The organism is uncultured Ramlibacter sp. (assembly GCF_936925435.1).
In the GTDB taxonomy this organism is placed as follows: Bacteria; Pseudomonadota; Gammaproteobacteria; order Burkholderiales; family Burkholderiaceae_C; genus Ramlibacter.
The window spans coordinates 193783-213113 of sequence record NZ_CAKZHQ010000004.1 but is presented as its reverse complement, the minus strand read 5'-3'; the positions used below and the strand labels follow the sequence as shown (position 1 = coordinate 213113).

The window sequence follows — 19331 nt, the reverse complement described above, 5'->3', positions numbered from 1 at the left end:
AATGCATGCTGGCCTGTCACTGGCCGCAGCGGCGTCTGCGTGTTGCGTCGCCGCATAGAATTCCCGTTTACGTCAACGTCAATTCAAACCCTTAGGAGCGCCCCAGCATGAAGGTCCTGGTACCGGTCAAGCGCGTGGTGGACTACAACGTGAAGGTCCGCGTCAAGTCGGACAACACGGGTGTGGACATCGCCAACGTGAAGATGAGCATGAACCCCTTCGACGAGATCGCCGTGGAAGAGGCCGTGCGGCTGCGGGAAAAGGGCGTGGCCACCGAGGTGATCGCCGTGTCCTGCGGTGTTGCCCAATGCCAGGAGACCCTGCGCACCGCCATGGCCATCGGCGCCGACCGCGCCATCCTGGTGGAGACCACCGAGGAACTGCAACCCCTGGCCGTGGCCAAGCTGCTCAAGGCCCTGGTCGACAAGGAACAGCCCGGCCTGATCATCCTGGGCAAGCAGGCCATCGACGACGACTGCAACCAGACCGGCCAGATGCTGGCGGCGCTGTGCGACATCCCGCAAGCCACCTTCGCATCGAAGGTCGAAGTGGCCGACGGCAAGGCCAAGGTCACGCGCGAGGTCGACGGCGGCCTGGAGACCCTGTCGATCAGCCTGCCGGCGGTGATCACCACCGACCTGCGCCTGAACGAGCCGCGCTATGTGACGCTGCCCAACATCATGAAGGCCAAGAAAAAGCAGCTGGACACCTTCAAGCCCGAGGACCTGGGCGTGGACGTGACGCCGCGCCTGAAGACCCTCAAGGTCGTCGAGCCGCCCAAGCGCAGTGCCGGCATCAAGGTGCCCGACGTCGCCACCCTGGTGGCCAAGCTCAAGAACGAAGCGAAGGTGATCTGAGATGACCGCACTTGTTATTGCTGAACACGACAACGCCTCCATCAAGGGCGCAACCTTGAACACCGTCACGGCTGCATTGCAATGCGGTGGCGACGTCCACGTGCTGGTGGCCGGCGCCAACGCCGGCGAAGCAGCCAAGGCCGCGGCCCAGATCGCCGGCGTTGCCAAGGTCATCCACGCCGAAGGCGAGCAGTTCAACCACGGCCTGGCCGAGAACGTTGCCGCCCAGGTTCTGGCGATCGCCGCAGGCTACAGCCACATCCTGTTCCCGGCCACCGCCGCAGGCAAGAACATCGCCCCGCGCGTGGCTGCGAAGCTGGACGTGGCGCAGATCTCGGACATCACCAAGGTCGATAGCCCTGACACCTTCGAGCGCCCGATCTACGCCGGCAACGCGATCGCCACCGTGCAGAGCGCCGATGCCACCAAGGTCATCACCGTGCGCACCACCGGTTTCGACCCGGCAGCTGCCACCGGTGGCAGCGCCGCAGTGGAAGCTGCCAGCGCCGTGGCCGACAGCGGCAAGAGCCACTTCGAAGGCAGCGAGATCGCCGCTAACGACAGGCCCGAGCTGACGGCAGCCAAGATCATCGTGTCCGGTGGCCGTGCCCTGGGCTCGAGCGAGAAGTTCACCGAAGTGATGACGCCGCTGGCCGACAAGCTGGGTGCCGCCATCGGCGCCTCGCGCGCCGCGGTGGACGCTGGCTACGCGCCCAACGACCTGCAGGTCGGCCAGACCGGCAAAATCGTTGCGCCCCAGCTGTACATCGCCGCCGGCATCTCCGGCGCGATCCAGCACCTGGCCGGCATGAAGGACTCCAAGGTGATCGTGGCGATCAACAAGGACCCCGAAGCACCGATCTTCTCGGTCGCCGACTACGGCCTGGAAGCCGACCTGTTCACGGCAATCCCCGAGCTGATCGCTGCACTGTAACCGCTACGCTCCAGAGGAAAACAAGGCATCGCAAGCGATGCCTTGTACTTGTGGTTGTAGGAGACAAAATGACATACATCGCCCCCGTCAAGGACATGCTGTTCGACATCCGCCACCTGGCGGCCATCGACGAGATCGCAAAAATCCCGGGCTTCGAAGAAGCCGGCTTCGAGACGGCGCAGGCGGTGCTCGAGGAGTGCGCCAAGTTCAACGAGGGCGTGGTCGCGCCGCTCAACGTGGAAGGCGACCGCAACCCCTCCAGCTGGAAAGACGGCAAGGTCACGACCACGCCGGGCTTCAAGCAGGCCTTCAAGCAGTATGCCGAAGGCGGCTGGCAAGGCCTGCAGCATCCGCTGGACTTCGGCGGCCAGGGCCTGCCCAAGACCATAGGCGCGGCCTGCGGCGAGATGCTCAATTCGGCCAACCTGAGTTTCGCCCTGTGCCCGCTGCTGACCGACGGCGCCATCGAGGCGCTGCTGACGGCCGGATCGGATGACCTGAAGGCGACCTACCTGGAGAAACTGGTCAGCGGCCAATGGACCGGCACCATGAACCTGACCGAGCCGCAGGCCGGCTCCGACCTGGCCCTGGTGCGCACCCGCGCCGAGCCGCAGGCCGACGGCAGCTACAAGGTCTTCGGCACCAAGATCTTCATCACCTACGGCGAGCACGACATGGCGGACAACATCGTCCACCTGGTGCTGGCCCGCGTGGTGGGCGCGCCCGAAGGTGTCAAGGGCATCAGCCTGTTTGTCGTGCCAAAGTTCATGGTCAACAAGGACGGCTCGCTGGGCGCGCGCAACGACGCCCATTGCGTGAGCATCGAGCACAAGCTGGGCATCAAGGCCTCGCCGACCGCTGTTCTCCAATTTGGCGACAACGGTGGGGCTGTGGGTTATCTCGTGGGCCAGGAGAACCGCGGCCTCGAATACATGTTCATCATGATGAACGCCGCCCGCTACGCCGTCGGCGTGCAGGGCATCGCGGTGGCCGAGCGCGCCTACCAGCAGGCCGTGGCCTACGCCAAGGACCGCGTGCAGTCGCGCCCGGTGGATGGCAGCATCAATGCCAGCGCACCCATCATCCACCACCCCGACGTCAAGCGCATGCTGATGACGATGCGCGCTTCCACCGAAGGCTGCCGCGCCATGGCCAGCGTGGCGGCCGCCGCCTACGACGCGGCGCACCACCATCCCGATGCGGACGTGCGCAAGCAGAACCAGGCCTTCTACGAGTTCATGGTGCCCCTGGTCAAGGGCTACAGCACCGAGCAGAGCCTGGAGGTGACTTCGCTGGGCGTGCAGGTGCACGGCGGCATGGGCTTCATCGAGGAGACCGGCGCCGCCCAGCACTACCGCGACGCCAAGATCCTGACCATCTACGAAGGCACAACGGCCATCCAGGCCAACGACCTGGTGGGCCGCAAGACGGCGCGCGACGGCGGCCAGACCGCCAAGGCGATTGCAGCGCAGATCGAGAAGACCGAGGCCGCACTGGCCCAGTCCGCAACGCCTGCCGCGCAAGCCGTGCTCAAGCGCCTGAGCGCTGCGCGCAAGGCCTTTGTCGAGGTGGTGGACTTCGTCGCCGGCAATACCAAGGCTTCGCCCAATGCGGTGTTTGCGGGTTCCGTTCCCTACCTGATGCTGGCGGGCAACCTGATGGCGGGCTGGCAGCTGGCGCGCTCGCTGCTGGTGGCGCAGGAACTGCAGGCCAAGGGCGAAGACCTGGCCTTCATGCAGGCCAAGATCGCCACCGCGCGCTTCTATGCCGAGCACATCCTGGCCAAGGCGCCGGGCCTGCGCGACAGCATCGTCGAGGGCGCGGACAGCGTCACCGCCCTGGCCCTCGACGCCTTCTGATCGCTCCTTTTTCGATAGCGCCCTAGGCAGATTGGCCGGGGGCTACAGCCGGATTCAGCTCTTCAAACGCAAGAAAAGGCCTCTTCACCATGTCCAAGCTGCCCCAGACGCTGCAGAACCTGCCGCTGCCCATCATCGGCTCGCCGCTGTTCATCATCAGCAACCCCAAGCTGGTGATCGCGCAGTGCAAGGCCGGCGTCGTGGGTGCCATGCCGGCATTGAACGCGCGGCCCGCGTCGCAGCTGGACGAGTGGCTGCACGAGATCACCGAGACGCTGGCGGCCTACAACAAGGCCAATCCGGACAAGCCGGCCGCGCCCTTTGCCATCAACCAGATCGTGCACAAGAGCAACGAGCGCCTGGAACACGACATGGAGATGGTCGTGAAGTACAAGGTGCCGGTGATCATCACCTCGCTGGGCGCGCGCACCGATGTCAATGAAGCCATCCACAGCTACGGCGGCGTGGTGCTGCACGACATCATCAACAACTTCTTCGCGAAGAAGGCGATCGAGAAGGGCGCAGACGGCCTGATCGCGGTGGCGGCCGGCGCCGGCGGCCACGCGGGCGTGAAAAGCCCGTTCGCACTGATCCAGGAAATCCGCCAGTGGTTCGACGGCCCGCTGGCCCTGTCGGGCGCTATCTCCGCCGGCGGCCAGGTGCTGGCGGCCCAGGCCATGGGCGCCGACTTCGCCTACATCGGCTCGGCCTTCATCGCCACAGAGGAGGCGCGTGCCTCGGACGCCTACAAGCAGGCCATCGTCGAGGGCAACTCGGACGACATCGTCTACTCCAGCCTGTTCACCGGCGTGCACGGCAACTACCTCAAGCCCAGCATCATCGCCGCCGGCATGGACCCGGACAATCTGCCCGAAGGCGATGTCAAGACCATGAACTTCGCCAGCGGCGAAGGCAGCAAGAGCAAGGCCTGGAAGGACATCTGGGGCTGCGGTCAGGGCATTGGCGCGGTGACCGAAGTCACCAGCGCCGCAGCCTATGTGGACAAGCTCAAGCGCGAGTACAAGGAAGCGAAGGCGCGGCTGCAGTAGCCTTCGGCCGGGGCGTCCCATGCAGTCCCGATCCCGCAGCCCCATCGATGCGGTGACCGCTTGGGTGACCGCGCTGGCCGCCGCCGCCTGCGTGGCCCTTGCCGTCCTGCAGACGCCCATCGCCCTGCAGGACATGCAGGAGGATGCCTCGCTCGATGCGGACGGCCAAGTCACCAAGGGCAGGGTAACGGCCCACCGGCCCGATGAAGGCGCGTACCTGCACAGGTCAGCTGCCACGGTGGTGTTCCATGTGCACGGCCGGCCTTACGAGGCCAGCCTGGAGGGCGAGGGCGCCACGCCGGAGCGCTTGCCCGTCGGCGCGTCTGTCGACGTGGCCTATCTCCCGGCGACGCCGGAGGTGTCGCGCGCCAGCGCGCCGGATGCGCAAACCAGCCGGCTCACGCTGATGCAGTTGGGCGCGCTGTGGGTGCTGGCAGTGGCACTGTGCGCTGCCGCGTGGTTTCAGTACCGCCGCAGTCAGTAGTCCTTGCTGGCCGGCATGTAGCTCAGGATGCCGGCGCGGCCCCAGAACACCCGGTACAGGAAGACGGTGTAGGCGATGATGGCCGGCAAGGTGATGGCCACGCCGACGAAGATCACCACCAGCGACTCGTGGGCGCTGGCCGCCTGCCAGACGGTCAGGCGCTCAATCACGATGTAGGGGTAGATGCTGTAGGCCAGGCCCAGGAAGGCCATCATGAAGATCAGCACCGTGCTGGCAAAGACCACCCAGCCGTAGCCGGCTGCCACCGCCCTGGGCTTGCCCAGTACATGGAAGGCGGCATAGAAGGCCGCCGCACAGGCCAGCGGGATGGGCAGCAGGCCGATGATCTGCGGCATGCTGAACCACTTGTCGAACACCGTGCTGCTCACCATGGGCGTGGCCAGCGAGATGCCTACCAGTGCCAGGCCCATGGGCCAGAGCACGGCGCGGGCCCAGCCCACAGCCTTGGCCTGCAGTGCGCCGCCGGTCTTCATGATCAGCCAGCCGGCGCCCAGCATGGCGTAGGCCGTGGGCAGGGTCAGCGCGATGCCGGCGGCAAACAGCAGCGACCAGCCATGGTGGTCGAAGCCCGTGAGGTAGCTGCCCAGCATCCAGCCCTGGGCCATCGCCGCCAGCAGCGAGCCCAGCGAGAACAGCTTGTTCCACAGGCCCTTGCGGGCGGCCCGCGCCTTGACGCGGAAGTCGAAGGACACGCCGCGCAGGATCAGGCCGATCAGCATCAGTGCCACCGGCAGGTACAGGGCAGACAGCACGATGCCGTGCGCCATCGGGAAGGCCACCAGCAACACGCCGATGCCCAGCACCAGCCAGGTCTCGTTGGCGTCCCAGAAGGGGCCGATGCTGGCGACCATTAGGTCCTTCTCGTCGTCGCTGGCAAAGGGCAGCAGGATGCCCACGCCCAGGTCGTAGCCGTCCAGGATGACGTAGGCCAGCAGCGACAGGCCCATCACCGCCATGAAGATCAGCGGCAAGATGGTGGGCCAGGTGAGTTCGGGATGCATGGCGGTCTCCTTCAGGCGGGCCCGCCGATGGGTGTGGCGGCCTTGGGACTGAGCGGCGTCTCCGGTGTCGGCATGGCCGGGTGCTGGGCCATGTACATCAGCACCAGGATGTAGGCCGCCAGCAGGAAGGCATAGACCACCAGGTAGGCGATCAGCGTGCCCAGCACCATCTGCGGCGGATGGTCGGCCACCAGGTCCGCAGTGCGCAGCAGGCCGTAGACCAGGAAGGGCTGGCGGCCGATCTCGGTGACGCACCAGCCGGCCAGGGTGGCGACCCAGCCCGAGAAGGTCATGGCCGCCAGCAGGCGCAATTGCCAGGGTGACAAGGGTGTCTGCGCGGCGTCGCGCCGGTGCCGCCACAGCGTCCAGACGCTCCACCAGGACAGGGCCAGCATCAGCATGCCCATGCCGACCATCACGCGAAAGCTCCAGAACACCGGCGCCACCGGCGGATGGGCGTTGGGAAATTCGTTCAGGCCCTTGAGTTCGGCGTCCCAGTCGTGCGCCAGGACCAGGCTGGCCAGCTTGGGCACCTGCACGGCGTAGTCGGTGCGGCCTTCTTTCTCGTTGGGCCAGCCGAACAAGGTCAGGGGCGCGCCTTTCTCGGTGTGCCAGATGCCTTCGATGGCGGCGATCTTGGCCGGCTGGTGTTGCAGCGTGTTCAGCCCATGGAAGTCGCCGGCGACGATCTGCAGCGGGATGGCGATGGCCGCGGCGATGACGGCCGTGCGCAACGCGCGGTGCGTGCCCGCATTGGCGCTGCGGCGCAGCAGCTGCCAGGCCGACAGGCCGGCGATCAGGAAGGCCGCAGTCAGCGTGGACGCCAGCAGCTTGTGCACCAGGCGGTAGGGAAACGAGGGATTGAAGACGATGTCGAACCAGTTCGCCGCATGGAATTTGCCGTCGATGATGGTGTAGCCGGCGGGCGTCTGCATCCAGGAGTTGAGGCTGAGGATCCAGAAGGCCGACAGCGTGGTGCCGATGGCCACTGCCAGCGTGGCCGCCATGTGGACACGGTCGGAGACGCGGTCGCGACCGTACAGCATGATGCCCAGGAAGCTGGCCTCCAGGAAGAAGGCCGTGAGCACCTCATAGCCCAGCAGCGGGCCGGCGATGTTGCCGGCCTTTTCCATGTAGCCCGGCCAGTTGGTGCCGAACTGGAAGCTCATGGTCACGCCAGTGACGATGCCCAGCGCGAAGCTCAGGGCAAAGATCTTGGTCCACAGGTAGTAGGCCTCTTCCCAGGCCTGGGCCTGCGGCGTGCCCTGGGCCGCGCGGTTGCGCAGGCGGAAGTACACCAGGAACCAGCACAGGGCGATGTTGATGCTGGGGAACAGGATGTGAAAGCTGATGTTCGCCGCGAACTGGATGCGCGATAGCAGCAATGCGTCCATGTCAGCCTCCCTTGGGTTTGGCGGGGGACTTGCCGGTCATCCTGTCCTTGAACTCCAGCACTCGGGTCACGGTGGCGCCCATGCCCATGAGTTGCATCGCGGTTTCGGGCGCGAGCTTTTGCACATCGTCGAACCAGGTCATCAGGCGGTCGATCAACTCGTGCATCTGGCGCATGCGCTGCTGCGCGTGGCGGTCGGCCTCGCTGGCAGGCTCTTCGAGCAGGGCCATGCGCAGCATCGACAGGGTGGGCTCGATCTCGCGGCGGCGCCGCTCCTCGGCCAGCACCCGGAAGATCTCCCAGACATCGGCCGGCGCCTCGAAGTACTCGCGCCGGTCGCCCGGCTGGTGCTTCAGGCGCACCAGGCGCCAGGACTGCAGCTCCTTCAGGCCCATGCTCACGTTGGAGCGGGAAAATTCCAGGGTCTCGGCGATCTCGTCGGCGTTGAGCGCGCGCTGCGAGATGAAGATCAGGGCATAGATCTGGCCGACGGTGCGGTTGATGCCCCAGCGGCTGCCCATCTCACCGAAGTGGGCGACGAACTCACGGCTCAGGGGAGGCAGGCGGTCTTGCAGCGACATGGCCGCATTCTGCCTGAACTTCTTGAATTTTCAGTAATGACTGAAAACTCAGCAATGGCAACAGGGTTTTCAGGCCGGCTGGGCCTCGGGCAAGGCGGCTTCCAGCGCGTCCACCAGGGACGCCAAGGCCTGGCCGAAGCGTTCCAGATGGCCGTCGATGTTGGCGCGTGGCTGCTGCGCCCGGATCGCCGCCTCCAGCGCCGTGGCCAGGCTGGTCAGCGCCGTCGCGCCGATGTTGCCGGACACGCCCGCATTGGTGTGGGCCAGGCGCTCGGCCGTGGCCCAGTCGCCTGTGTCCAGCGCCGCGCGCACCTGGGCGGCGCAGCCGCGCTGGCCGTTGACGTACAGGCGCAGCATCGCCAGGTACAGCGGCATCTTGCCCATCATGCGGCGCAGGCCGGTGGCCATGTCCAGGCCGGGCACCGCCTGCAGGCCGGCTGCCGTGACTGCGGGTGCAGCAGGTAACGCCGGCGCCGGCGTGGCTGCGGCGGACGTCATCGGCTTGAGCCACTGGAGCAGCGTCTTGCACAGCTGGTCGGGGTCGATCGGCTTGGTGATGAAATCGTTCATGCCGGCGTTCAGGCAGCGGTCGCGGTCGCGCTGCATCACGTTGGCGGTCATGGCGACCACCGGCAGGTTGGCGTGCGCGTGGAGCTTGCGCAGCGCGATGGTGGCTGTCAGGCCGTCCATCACCGGCATCTGCATGTCCATCAGTACCAGGTCGTAGCGCGATGCGGCCACCATCTCCAGGGCTTCGCTGCCGTTGCCGGCGCAGGCGACCACGAAGCCCGCTTCTTCCAGGATTTCCATGGCCACGCGCTGGTTGATGTCGTTGTCCTCCACTAGCAGGATGCGCGCGCCGCGCACCGCCGCCAGTTCCGTCGCCAGCGGCGCCGGCAGCCGGCTGATGCCGGCATTGCGGCTGATGCCGGCGCGCACCGTGAACCAGAAGCTGCTGCCCTCGCCGAAGCGGCTCTCGACGCCAACGTCACCGCCCATGAGCTGGGCCAGCTTGCGCGAGATCGCCAGACCCAGACCGGTGCCGCCGTACTTGCGGGTGGTCGAGGAGTCGGCCTGCTGGAAGCTCTGGAAGAGGCCGCCCATCTGCTCGCTGGTCAGGCCGATGCCGCTGTCAGTGACGCGAAAATGCAGCAGCACCTGACCGTCGTCACGCTCCCGGGTGCGCACCGCGACCACGATCTGGCCTGCTTCGGTGTACTTGACGGCGTTGTTGACGTAGTTGATGAGGATCTGGCCCACCCGCAGCGAGTCGCCCACCAGGTGCAGTGGCACGTCGCCGCCGATATCGAACAGCAGATCGATGCCCTTGGCGGCGCACTTGTCGGTGACCAGACCGGCGACGTTGTCCAGCAGCGTCTGCAGGCTGAATTCGGCCTGCTCGATGCCCAGCTTGCCGGCCTCGACCTTGGAGAAGTCCAGGATGTCGTTGATGATGCCCAGCAGGTGCTGGCTGGACGATTGCACCTTGCCGATGTAGTCGCGCTGGCGCGGGTTGAGATCGGTCTTGAGCGCCAGGTGCGTCATGCCGATGATGGCGTTCATCGGCGTGCGGATTTCATGGCTCATGTTGGCCAGGAAGTCCGACTTCATCCGGGTCGCTTCCTCGGCCATCTCCTTGGCGCGCCGGATGTCTTCCTCGTTGCGCTTGCGCTCGGTGATGTTGCGGCCGATCGCCACCGTGCCCAGCAGATGGCCCTCGCCGTCGAACATCGGCGAGACCAGGGTCTCGAACAGGGCTTCGCGGCCGTCGGGGTAGCGGTAGGGGTCCTCGAAGCGGCGGGCCTGCTTGGACCGCGCCACCTTGGCGTCGCGGCCCGACAGGTGGCGGGCGATGGCCGGCGGGAAAATCTCGTGGGAGGTCTTGCCCATGATGTCGGCCGGCGAGCGGCCGGTCATCTCGGCAAATGCGCCATTGCCGCCCAGGTAGTGGCCCTCGGTGCTCTTGAACCCCACCGGGTCGGGAATCGAGTTGATCAGTGCCGTGAGCAGGGCCTGCTGGCGGCGTTTTTCCTGCGCCGCCTTTTTCTGCAGGGTCGTGTCCTTGTAGCTGACGATGTAGACCGACTTGTCGTCGTGCTCGACCAGGAAGGCCGTGCCGTCGACATGGCGGATCTCGCCGTTCTTGCAGATGAAACGGGTGCTGAAGCTGGCTGGCCGGCCGGTGCGCTTGAGTTCGTCCTCGAAGGGCTTGAGGGCGGCGGGCGAGTAGTCAGCATCGATGTCGAGCACCGAGCGGCCGGCGATGTCACTGGCGCGGTAGCCCAGGTGGTCGCAGGCAGCTCGGTTGGCATAAATCACCAGCCCGCTGTCGCGGTCGGCCCAGAGCATGGGACCGGAGCTTTCGACCACGATGTGGTTGAACATCAGCTTGTGCTCGAAGTCCACCCGCTGCGTCACGTCGCGGTAGTTGATGACCCGGCCCACGCTGCGGCCGCCGACGAGCTGTGGCTTCACGCTGCGCTCGAAGACGCGGCCATCCTTGAGTTCGACGATGCTGAAGTCCTCTGCATCCCGGTCGAGCGCGCTGTTGGCGGCGAGCAGCTCGTCGGGATTCTTCACCTGCACCGCTTGCAGGGCCAGCATCTGGTTTTCTTCCAGACAGCCCAGCATGTCGTCGGGAATCCCCCACATGCAGGAAAAAGCTGCATTGCAATGCAGTCTGCCGTTGGCGAAATGGACCGCGACAACCCCGTCGTTGGTGGAGTCCAGCGTGGCGCGCAGCAGCGACAGCGACGAACTCGTGCGCGCGAGCGCCAGCCTCTGCGCGTCCAGCTCGCTGCGCACCTGCGCCAACTCCAGCTTCAGCGCGCTGGTTTCGCAGGTGTCGCCGTCGGCGAAGCTGCGCCCGGCGTCGCCTGCGTCGCCGGCGGCGCTGAGGTCCAGGTCCAGCTCCTGGTTCATGGACTCAGTGCAGGCGCTCGGCCATCTCGCGGGGTTCGCTCGCCGTGGCTGTCGCTTCAGCCTGCGGCATCTGGTCCAGGTCGATCAGCACGCGCATGCCCAGCCGCTCCCAGCGGAAGACCTTGCGGGCCGGGGCCGCGCCATCGCCGGCCTCGCAGCGCACGGCGAACGCGTGGATGGGATTGGCAAAGCCCTTGGCAGCCAGGGGCGCGCGGGGATCGGCGGCGATTTCATCGCCGACCAGTTCATGCGTTGCGCTGGAAATGAGGATGCCGCCGGGGGCTGCGGCCTGTTCCAGCCGTGCCGCCAGGTTCACCTCGGGGCCGATGATGGTGTAGTCCATCCGCAGGTTGCTGCCGAAGTTGCCGACGTCGCAGTAGCCGGTGTTGATGCCGCAGCGGATCTGGAAGCTTTTGTCGGCGCCCAGCTCGCGCCACTGCTGCTGCAGCTCGCCCATGCGCCGCTGCATGGCCAGCGCCATCTTCACGCACTGCAGGGCGTCTTCCTTGATGCCGCGGCTGTGCGGGTCGCCGAAGAAGATCACCACGGCGTCGCCGATGAACTTGTCCAGGGTCCCGCCGTACTCGTGGGCGATCTTGGACATCTCCGAGAAGTAGCTGTTGAGCAGGTAGGTGATGTCCTGCGGCTGCCATCGGGCGGTGGCGGCGGTGAAGTCCTTGATGTCCGAGAAGAACACCGTCAGCTGCTTGCGCTGGGTCTGGATCTGCGCCTCGCGCGAGCCGTCGAAGAGCGACTGGTAGACCTGGGGCGCCAGGTAACGACCGAGCTGCTCCGACAGGGTTTGCAGGCGCCGCGCATTGGCGCTGCGTTCCAGGTGGCTGTGCACCCGCGCCAACACCAGCGGTGGGCTGATCGGCTTGGTGATGTAGTCGACCGCGCCCAGGTCCAGGCCGTACTGCTCCTGCTCGATGCTGCTCAGAGCGGTCAGGAAGATCACGGGGATGGAGGCGGTGGCGATGTCCTGGCCCAGCTGGCGCAGCACCTCATAGCCGTCCATCTCCGGCATCATGATGTCCAGCAGGATCAGCTCGGGCGGGCTTTCCGAACGGGCGATCTCCAGCGCCTGCGCGCCGCTGGACGCGGTCGAAACCGCGTATGCGTCCTCGAGCAGGGCTTGCATCAAATAGAGATTGTCCGGCGTGTCATCGACCACGAGAATCCGGGCCTTGCCGTCGGCTGCCTTGGCCTTGTCCATCGCTATGTCCTTTCTGGGACTTGCATCAGACCATTGCGTCCCTGCGCGCGCTTACGGGGATTGCTTCGGGCCGCTAGGCAAATCACTGATGGTGACGCCTGAAAAATCCCTCAAGTTTTGGCAACCCCTTGCGTGGCGTGGTTGTATGACGCATACTGTATAAATGAACAGTTCATGCATGAAGGCGCGCGATGGCTGAAGTCAGCGTGCCGCTCGATGCCATCAAGGGGCGCGGTGCAGCCAGCCGCATGGCGCACCGTTTCGAGCGCGACGCTCGCCAGGTCTTCGACGACGGCTGGACCACGCTGGACCAAGAGCAGGGCGAGCAGGCTGCGCCGCGAACCGAGGTGATCTGGGAGGACGCGCGCAGCATCATCACGGCCAACGATTCGCCAGACGTGTATTTCGAGCGCTCCATCAACCCCTACCGGGGCTGCGAGCACGGATGCATCTATTGCTATGCGCGGCCCACCCACAGTTACCTGAACATGTCGCCCGGCCTGGACTTCGAGACCAGGATCGTCGCCAAGCGCAATATCGCGGCGCTGCTGCGCGCCGAGCTGTCACGCAAGGGCTACCAGCCGCGCCCTCTGGCCATCGGCACGGCCACCGACTGCTACCAGCCGGTCGAGCGGGAGCTGCGCCTGACCCGTTCGGTGATCGAGTTGATGCACGAGACCGGCCATGCCTTTTCGCTGGTGACCAAGTCCAGCGGGGTCGAGCGCGACCTCGACCTGCTCGCGCCGATGGCGCAGAAAAAGCTCGTGGCGGTCTACGTCACCATCACCACCCTGGACAGCGAGCTCACGCGCAAGCTCGAGCCGCGGGCCGCGGCGCCACAACGCCGCTTGCGCATCCTGCGCACGCTGGCCGAACACGGTGTTCCCTGCGGGGTCAGCCTGGCGCCCCAAATCCCCTTTTTGACAGAAGATATGGAGCAGGTCATGCAGGCGTCCTGGGATGCCGGCGCGCGCAGCGCCTTCTACCATGTGCTGCGCCTGCCCTGGGAGGTCAGCCCCCTGTTTCGCCAGTGGCTGGCGCTGCACTATCCGCAGCGCGCCGAGCGCATCATGGCGCGCATCCACGACATGCGCGGCGGCAAGGACTACGACGCCGATTTCGCCACGCGGATGAAGGGCAGTGGCCCCTGGGCCGACCTGATCGCGCAGCGCTTTCGCAAGACGGCCCAGCGCCTGGGATTCAACCGCGTGCGGGTGGAGCTCGATGGCGGCGCCTTCCGCCGGCCGGGGCCGCCGGGGCAGGCCAGCCTGTTCTAGGCGCCGGCCGCAGGCATTCAGGCCAGAATACGTGCCAGCAGGTAGCCGCTGGCGGCCAGCACCACGCAGCCAATGACAGCGCCGCTGGCATTGAAGCCGAGCTGTTGGGAGCCGGGCAAGCGCCGCACCTGCACCAGGCGCAGCCAGAGCATGGGAGGTAGCGCCAGCGCTGCCAGCAGGGCCAGCAGCTGCCAGCGCACCAGGCTGGCCCCTGCCGGAAGCACCGGACTGCCCCTGTCCCAGAGCCCACCGTCAGCCGGCGGCGGTTGCAGCCACCAGGCGCAGGCAGCGACGGCAGCCAACAGCACCAGCAGGCTTGCGCAGGATTTGAGTGTGCGGCGCCAGCCCAGCAGGCTCAGCAGGATGCCCACCATGGCCGCCAGCAGCAGGGCCAGGATCAGCGCCCGGCCGGTGGCGGCGGCGCTACCCGACGCCAGCGCACGCCACAGAACTACGTTGCAGGCCAGGCCCACCCACAGGCTGATGGCCATCACCAGCCAGCCCGGGTGCATGGCAACGCGGGTCTCGCCCGGCACCAGAATGGACGAGTACCCCGTCGATCTGAACAATTTGAGCGTCATCGGCTGGCATTCTCGCTTTTTTGGCCGCGCAGACAACTAGGGGTGTGGCGCCGCTGCAGCAAGCCGGCCGTCCACGCTGGATGCAGCCTGCTCGCTCTGGGCCAGTTCCAGCTCCTTGACCATTTCCTCGATGCTCACCTGCCGCTCGAACAGGCGGTGGCGGTGCATGGTGTACGCCATGCGAACCCATGCGCGTGGGGCAACCATTTCCAGCCGGCTGTAATGGACGCGGACCCAGCCAGCCAGTTGCAGGACCTGCAGGTAGTGGGACAGCAGGGTGCGCGACACGCCGCACATCGCGGCGATCAGCGACTGCTTGATCGGCACGGCCAGGACGTCCTTGCCATCCCAAGAGGCAGACAGTGCCTCGGCGATCTGTGCCAGTCCCAGCACAGTGCGCACTGTGGGTGAGTCGATCTTGAGCGAAATGATCAGGTCCATCTGCAACTGCGCGTGCCGGGCTGTCATGCGCAGGACCTGGGCACCCAGTGCCGGCTCGGTCGCCACCAACTGCCGGAAGGTCTCCGCCGGCATGCGGATCAGCTGCACATCGGTGGCACAGACGTAGTCCAGCACGGTGGGTTCGTCATTGAGAAGGCAGACCTCGCCGAACCAGGATTGGGGGCCGTGCAGCGTCATGGGCAGGCGCTGGCCGCCCAGTCGCGGCGAGGTGCCGACGACGATGCCGGTCATGATGAAGCACCATGCGCCGAGCATCTGGTTTTGCAACCACACCGGCTGGCCGACGTCGTAGGAGGCGATGACCAACTTCGGTGCAATGCCGCGGGCCGATGGCTCGGTCAAGCCCAACTTGACCAGGATTTGTGCTGCATAGTCCGACACCGTAGTTCCGCCGAAGTGAGCCCGCAACCGGTTACGTGCTATTTCGCCGGCAAGGCGCCGACAAACTCGAGTATGCGCACGTCAGACTTTGTTTAAAAGAGTATCTATAGGCAAGCGCGTTGTAAAAAAATGCCATTGGCCTGTTTCTCCCACGGCGTGCGGGCATCAGGCCGGCTGATGGGCAAAGGCCTGGACCACCTGCAGCAGATCCTGCAGGTCAATCGGATGCGTCAGGTAGACCGGGGACACCTGGGAGAGCGTGGAGCGCATGCTTTTGAGCACGGTGCCTGAAGGCACCACCGGCACCATCACCGGCATGGGATCGCGCGAGCGTTGCCGGCGCACCAGGTCGCCGATCAGGTACCACTCGATCTGCGTGGCATCGGTCGGGATGTCGATGAAGATCATCTCGTAGGCATGCGCGTCGGCCTGCGAGATGGCCCGGGTGAGCGATGCCTTCTCCGCATGCAGGTTGGGCATGTTCATTTCCAGCCATGAAAATGACATCGCGCTGGCTTGCGAGAACTCCACCAGCAGGAGGTTGCAGTCGGCCGCTGGCATGGCCGGCCTAGAGCGCACGGCACTCCGCCAGCGGGGCTGGCAGCGTGTCGGGGGCGCGTTCGATGCCGAAACCGCTGTCATGCAGGGCTTCGTCAATGGCTTCTTCCAGCCGGCTGGCGGTGGGCACCACCTGCAGGCCGATGCGGGGAGCATCATTGCCCAGCAGCACGATGCGGCTGCCGTGGGCCTCGTTGACCAGGCGGAACACGGCCGACCAGTTTTTGCCGCGGGTGTCGATGACCGAAACGTCCGGCAGGACGTCGCTATCCGCCAGCGTGGCGTTCCAGACCTGCCAGTCTGCCAGCGGCGAGCGCATCTGACAGATCTCGGCTTCGGCCAGCTCCAGATCGCCTGGGGCATAGCCGCACAGCTCAATCTGTCTGAAACTCTGCATATGTAACCCCCGTGTTTCGGCTGGTCACGAGAATCTCTCAGAAGCCGTGCTTGGGTGTGTGCTTTTGTTCGCAGCGGAACAAAGCGCCCCAAAAACGCCGGATCAGCCTCCGAAAAGGCCGCGCAGCTTGTCGGACCAGCTGTTTTCGCCGGGGGAGTGCTTGGCGCCGCCCTTGCGCAGCGAATCGTCCAGTTCCCGCAACAGCTTGCGCTGGTGCTCCGACAGCTTGACCGGGGTTTCCACACTGACGTGGCAATACAGGTCGCCGGGGTAGCTCGAGCGCACGCCCTTGACGCCCTTGCCGCGCAGCCGGAACTGCTTGCCCGCCTGGGTGCCTTCGGGGATGTCGATCGCCGCCTTGCCTGCCAGGGTGGGCACCTCGATCTCGCCGCCCAGGGCCGCGCGGGTGAAGCTGATGGGCACCACGCAGTGCAGGTCGTCGCCGTCGCGTTCGAAGATGTCGTGCTTTTTCAGGCGGATCTCGATGTAGAGGTCGCCCGGCGGTCCGCCGTTGGTGCCCGGCTCGCCGTTGCCGGCGCTGCGGATGCGCATGCCGTCGTCGATGCCCACCGGGATCTTCACTTCCAGCGTTTTTTGCTTCTTGACCTTGCCCTGGCCTTGGCAGACGGTGCAGGGCTCGGGAATGATCTTGCCGGTGCCGCGGCAGGTCGGGCAGGTCTGCTGCACGCTGAAGAAGCCCTGGCGCATCTGCACCACGCCGGCGCCATTGCAACCGGTGCAGGTCTTGGCCTGGGTGCCGGGCTTGGCGCCGCTGCCGTGGCAGGTCTCGCATCCGTCCCAGCTGGGGATGCGGATCTGTGCCTCCTTGCCGGCGGCCGCCTCCTCGAGGGTGACTTCCATGGCGTAGGACAGGTCGCTGCCGCGAAAGACCTGGCGCCCGCCCCCCTGGCCGCGTCCGCCGCGCCCGCCGAAAACATCGCCGAAGATGTCGCCGAAGGCCTCCGCGAAACCGCCGAAGCCCTCCGCGCCCGGTCCCCCGGCGCCGCCGCGCATGTTCGGGTCCACACCGGCGTGGCCGTACTGGTCGTAGGCCGCGCGCTTGGCGGCGTCCGACAGCATTTCGTAGGCCTCCTTGGCCTCCTTGAACTTGGCCTCCGCGCCCTTGTCCGCGTCACCCTGGTTCCGGTCAGGGTGGTGCTTCATCGCCATCTTGCGATAAGCCTTCTTGATCTCCTCATCGGAGGCGTTCTTGGGGACGCCCAGGACGTCGTAAAAGTCTCGTTTCGTAGCCATGTTTTTCCGTCAAAAACCCAGGGTCTTCCAGCAACAACGCCGCGCCGACCTTCACCGGGGGTGAGTGTCGAACGCGGCGAACCGATGCGGCGCTTGCGCGCCCGCCATCAGCCTTTCTTGACTTCCTTCACTTCGGCGTCGACCACGTTGTCGTCGTCGCTGGGCCGGGATGCCGAAGCAGCTTCCGCGCCGGCGGCGCCGCCCGCGGCGGCCTGGGCGGCCTGCTGGGCCTGCTGGTCGGCATACATCTTCTCGCCCAGCTTCTGGCTGGCGGTCATCAGCTCGTTGGTCTTGGCCTCGATGGCTTCCTTGTCCTCGCCCTTGAGGGCTTCTTCCAGCTCCTTGAGCGAGGCTTCGATCTTTTCCTTCTCACCGGCATCGAGCTTGTCGCCGTACTCGCCCAGGCTCTTCTTGACGCTGTGCACCGTGGCCTCGCCCTGGTTCCTGGCCTGGACGATCTCGAGCTTCTTCTTGTCGTCGGCCGCGTTGAGCTCGGCGTCCTTGACCATCTTCTGGATCTCTTCTTCGGACAGGCCCGAATTGGCCTTGATGGTGATCTTGTTTTCCTTGCCCGTGCCCTTGTCCTTGGCGCCCACGTGCAGGATGCCGTTGGCGTCGATGTCGAACGCCACTTCGATCTGCGGCGTGCCGCGCGTGGCCGGCGGGATGCCTTCGAGGTTGAACTCGCCCAGCAGCTTGTTGCCGCTGGCCATCTCGCGCTCGCCCTGGAAGACCTTGATGGTCACGGCCGGCTGGTTGTCATCGGCGGTGGAGAAGGTCTGCGCGAACTTGGTCGGGATGGTCGTGTTCTTGGTGATCATCTTGGTCATCACGCCGCCCAGGGTCTCGATGCCCAGGGACAGGGGTGTGACGTCCAGCAGCAGCACGTCCTTGCGGTCGCCGCCCAGCACCTGGCCCTGGATCGCCGCGCCGACGGCCACGGCCTCATCGGGGTTGACGTCCTTGCGCGGCTCCTTGCCGAAGAACTCCTTGACCTTGTCCTGCACCTTGGGCATGCGGGTCATGCCGCCGACCAGGATGACGTCGTGGATCTCGCCGACGCTGACACCAGCGTCCTTGATGGCCATGCGGCAGGGCGCGATGGTGCGCTCGATCAGCTCGTCGACCAGGCTTTCCAGCTTGGCGCGGGTCAGCTTGATGTTCAGGTGCTTGGGGCCGGAGGCGTCGGCCGTGATGTAGGGCAGGTTGATGTCGGTCTGCGCGCTCGACGACAGTTCGATCTTGGCCTTCTCGGCGGCTTCCTTCAGGCGCTGCAGGGCCAGCACGTCCTTGGACAGGTCGACGCCTTGTTCCTTCTTGAACTCGCCGATGATGAAGTCGATGATGCGCTGGTCGAAGTCCTCGCCGCCCAGGAAGGTGTCGCCGTTGGTGGACAGCACCTCGAACTGCTTTTCGCCGTCGACGTCGGCGATCTCGATGATGGAGACGTCGAAGGTGCCGCCGCCCAGGTCATAGACGGCGATCTTGCGGTCGCCCTTTTCCTGCTTGTCCAGGCCGAAGGCCAGGGCCGCCGCGGTGGGCTCGTTGATGATGCGCTTGACGTCCAGGCCGGCGATGCGGCCGGCGTCCTTGGTGGCCTGGCGCTGGGCGTCGTTGAAGTACGCCGGCACCGTGATCACGGCCTCGGTGACTTCTTCGCCCAGGTAGTCCTCGGCGGTCTTCTTCATCTTGCGCAGGATGTCGGCGCTGACCTGCTGGGGCGCCATCTTCTTGCCGCGCACTTCCACCCAGGCGTCGCCGTTGTCGGCCTTGGCGATGGTGTAGGGCATCAGGTCGATGTCCTTTTGCACTTCCTTCTCGCCGAACTTGCGGCCGATCAGGCGCTTGATCGCGTACAGAGTGTTGCGCGGGTTGGTGACGGCCTGGCGCTTGCCGGAAGCGCCGACGAGGACTTCACCGTCCTCCTGGTAGGCCACGATGGACGGCGTGGTGCGCGCGCCTTCGCTGTTTTCGATGACCTTGGGCGTGTTGCCCTCCATGATGGCGACGCACGAGTTGGTGGTGCCCAGGTCGATGCCGATGATTCTTCCCATGTTTTTCTCCTTTAGCTGCGGCCTGTCGGCCAATTCAATAATCTTGTGGG

Annotated in this window: 17 protein-coding genes; 6 read left to right on the top strand and 11 right to left on the bottom strand. The window is 65.8% G+C overall.

Annotation, left to right across the window (positions count from 1 at the left end; translation table 11 throughout):
* The first annotated feature begins 107 nt into the window (after window positions 1-107).
* The 5 genes from Q0632_RS04635 to Q0632_RS04615 all read left to right on the top strand — a co-directional run bounded on the left by Q0632_RS04635 (window position 108) and on the right by Q0632_RS04615 (window position 5183).
* The gene (locus Q0632_RS04635) at window positions 108-857 is read left to right on the top strand and encodes an electron transfer flavoprotein subunit beta/FixA family protein (RefSeq protein ID WP_298924860.1); all 750 of its coding nucleotides are present in this window, start codon (window positions 108-110) and stop codon (window positions 855-857) included.
* Between the two features lies 1 nt (window position 858).
* Complete coding sequence (locus Q0632_RS04630) at window positions 859-1791, top strand: electron transfer flavoprotein subunit alpha/FixB family protein (RefSeq protein WP_298924858.1); 933 nt, start codon at window positions 859-861, stop codon at window positions 1789-1791.
* Window positions 1792-1859: 68 nt separating this feature from the next.
* Window positions 1860-3650 (top strand): acyl-CoA dehydrogenase, encoded by a 1791-nt coding sequence (locus Q0632_RS04625; protein ID WP_298924855.1) that lies wholly within the window; start codon window positions 1860-1862, stop codon window positions 3648-3650.
* Window positions 3651-3739: 89 nt separating this feature from the next.
* On the top strand, window positions 3740-4699 hold the full coding sequence (locus Q0632_RS04620; RefSeq protein ID WP_298924852.1) for a nitronate monooxygenase family protein: 960 nt from the start codon (window positions 3740-3742) through the stop codon (window positions 4697-4699).
* Between the two features lie 19 nt (window positions 4700-4718).
* Window positions 4719-5183 carry a DUF3592 domain-containing protein gene (locus Q0632_RS04615; RefSeq protein WP_298924849.1) on the top strand — a complete coding sequence of 155 codons (465 nt, stop codon included), beginning with the start codon at window positions 4719-4721 and terminating at the stop codon, window positions 5181-5183.
* Here Q0632_RS04615 and Q0632_RS04610 read toward each other — a convergent pair.
* The 5 genes from Q0632_RS04610 to Q0632_RS04590 all read right to left on the bottom strand — a co-directional run bounded on the left by Q0632_RS04610 (window position 5177) and on the right by Q0632_RS04590 (window position 12317).
* Window positions 5177-6205 carry a cytochrome d ubiquinol oxidase subunit II gene (locus Q0632_RS04610; protein WP_298924847.1) on the bottom strand — a complete coding sequence of 343 codons (1029 nt, stop codon included), beginning with the start codon at window positions 6203-6205 and terminating at the stop codon, window positions 5177-5179. The genes Q0632_RS04615 and Q0632_RS04610 overlap by 7 nt on opposite strands.
* An 11-nt stretch (window positions 6206-6216) precedes the next feature.
* Complete coding sequence (locus tag Q0632_RS04605; RefSeq protein WP_298924844.1) at window positions 6217-7599, bottom strand: cytochrome ubiquinol oxidase subunit I; 1383 nt, start codon at window positions 7597-7599, stop codon at window positions 6217-6219.
* Window position 7600: 1 nt separating this feature from the next.
* Window positions 7601-8179 (bottom strand): GbsR/MarR family transcriptional regulator, encoded by a 579-nt coding sequence (locus tag Q0632_RS04600; protein WP_298924841.1) that lies wholly within the window; start codon window positions 8177-8179, stop codon window positions 7601-7603.
* Window positions 8180-8248: 69 nt separating this feature from the next.
* A complete protein-coding gene (locus Q0632_RS04595) occupies window positions 8249-11101 on the bottom strand; it encodes a PAS domain S-box protein (RefSeq protein WP_298924838.1) in 2853 nt (950 codons plus the stop codon).
* Between the two features lie 4 nt (window positions 11102-11105).
* On the bottom strand, window positions 11106-12317 hold the full coding sequence (locus Q0632_RS04590; RefSeq protein ID WP_298924835.1) for an adenylate/guanylate cyclase domain-containing protein: 1212 nt from the start codon (window positions 12315-12317) through the stop codon (window positions 11106-11108).
* A gap of 191 nt (window positions 12318-12508) precedes the next feature.
* On the opposite strand from Q0632_RS04590, the gene Q0632_RS04585 reads away from it, so the two are divergent.
* A complete protein-coding gene (locus Q0632_RS04585) occupies window positions 12509-13594 on the top strand; it encodes a PA0069 family radical SAM protein (protein ID WP_298924832.1) in 1086 nt (361 codons plus the stop codon).
* Window positions 13595-13611: 17 nt separating this feature from the next.
* Here the strand turns inward: Q0632_RS04585 and Q0632_RS04580 are convergent, their stop codons facing one another.
* The 6 genes from Q0632_RS04580 to dnaK form a co-directional block, all read right to left on the bottom strand.
* Window positions 13612-14175 (bottom strand): hypothetical protein, encoded by a 564-nt coding sequence (locus Q0632_RS04580; protein ID WP_298924830.1) that lies wholly within the window; start codon window positions 14173-14175, stop codon window positions 13612-13614.
* Window positions 14176-14211: 36 nt separating this feature from the next.
* Window positions 14212-15018: a Crp/Fnr family transcriptional regulator gene (locus Q0632_RS04575; RefSeq protein WP_298924828.1), complete on the bottom strand. Its 807-nt coding sequence runs from the start codon at window positions 15016-15018 to the stop codon at window positions 14212-14214.
* A 165-nt stretch (window positions 15019-15183) separates the two neighbouring features.
* On the bottom strand, window positions 15184-15579 hold the full coding sequence (locus Q0632_RS04570; protein WP_298924826.1) for a hypothetical protein: 396 nt from the start codon (window positions 15577-15579) through the stop codon (window positions 15184-15186).
* Between the two features lie 7 nt (window positions 15580-15586).
* Window positions 15587-15973, bottom strand: coding sequence for a hypothetical protein (locus Q0632_RS04565; protein WP_298924824.1), 387 nt, complete (start codon window positions 15971-15973; stop codon window positions 15587-15589).
* Between the two features lie 102 nt (window positions 15974-16075).
* The gene (dnaJ, locus tag Q0632_RS04560; RefSeq protein WP_298924822.1) at window positions 16076-17227 is read right to left on the bottom strand and encodes a molecular chaperone DnaJ; all 1152 of its coding nucleotides are present in this window, start codon (window positions 17225-17227) and stop codon (window positions 16076-16078) included.
* 107 nt (window positions 17228-17334) lie between these two features.
* Window positions 17335-19281, bottom strand: a complete 1947-nt coding sequence (gene dnaK / locus Q0632_RS04555; RefSeq protein ID WP_298924819.1) for a molecular chaperone DnaK — start codon at window positions 19279-19281, stop codon at window positions 17335-17337.
* Window positions 19282-19331: the final 50 nt, after the last annotated feature.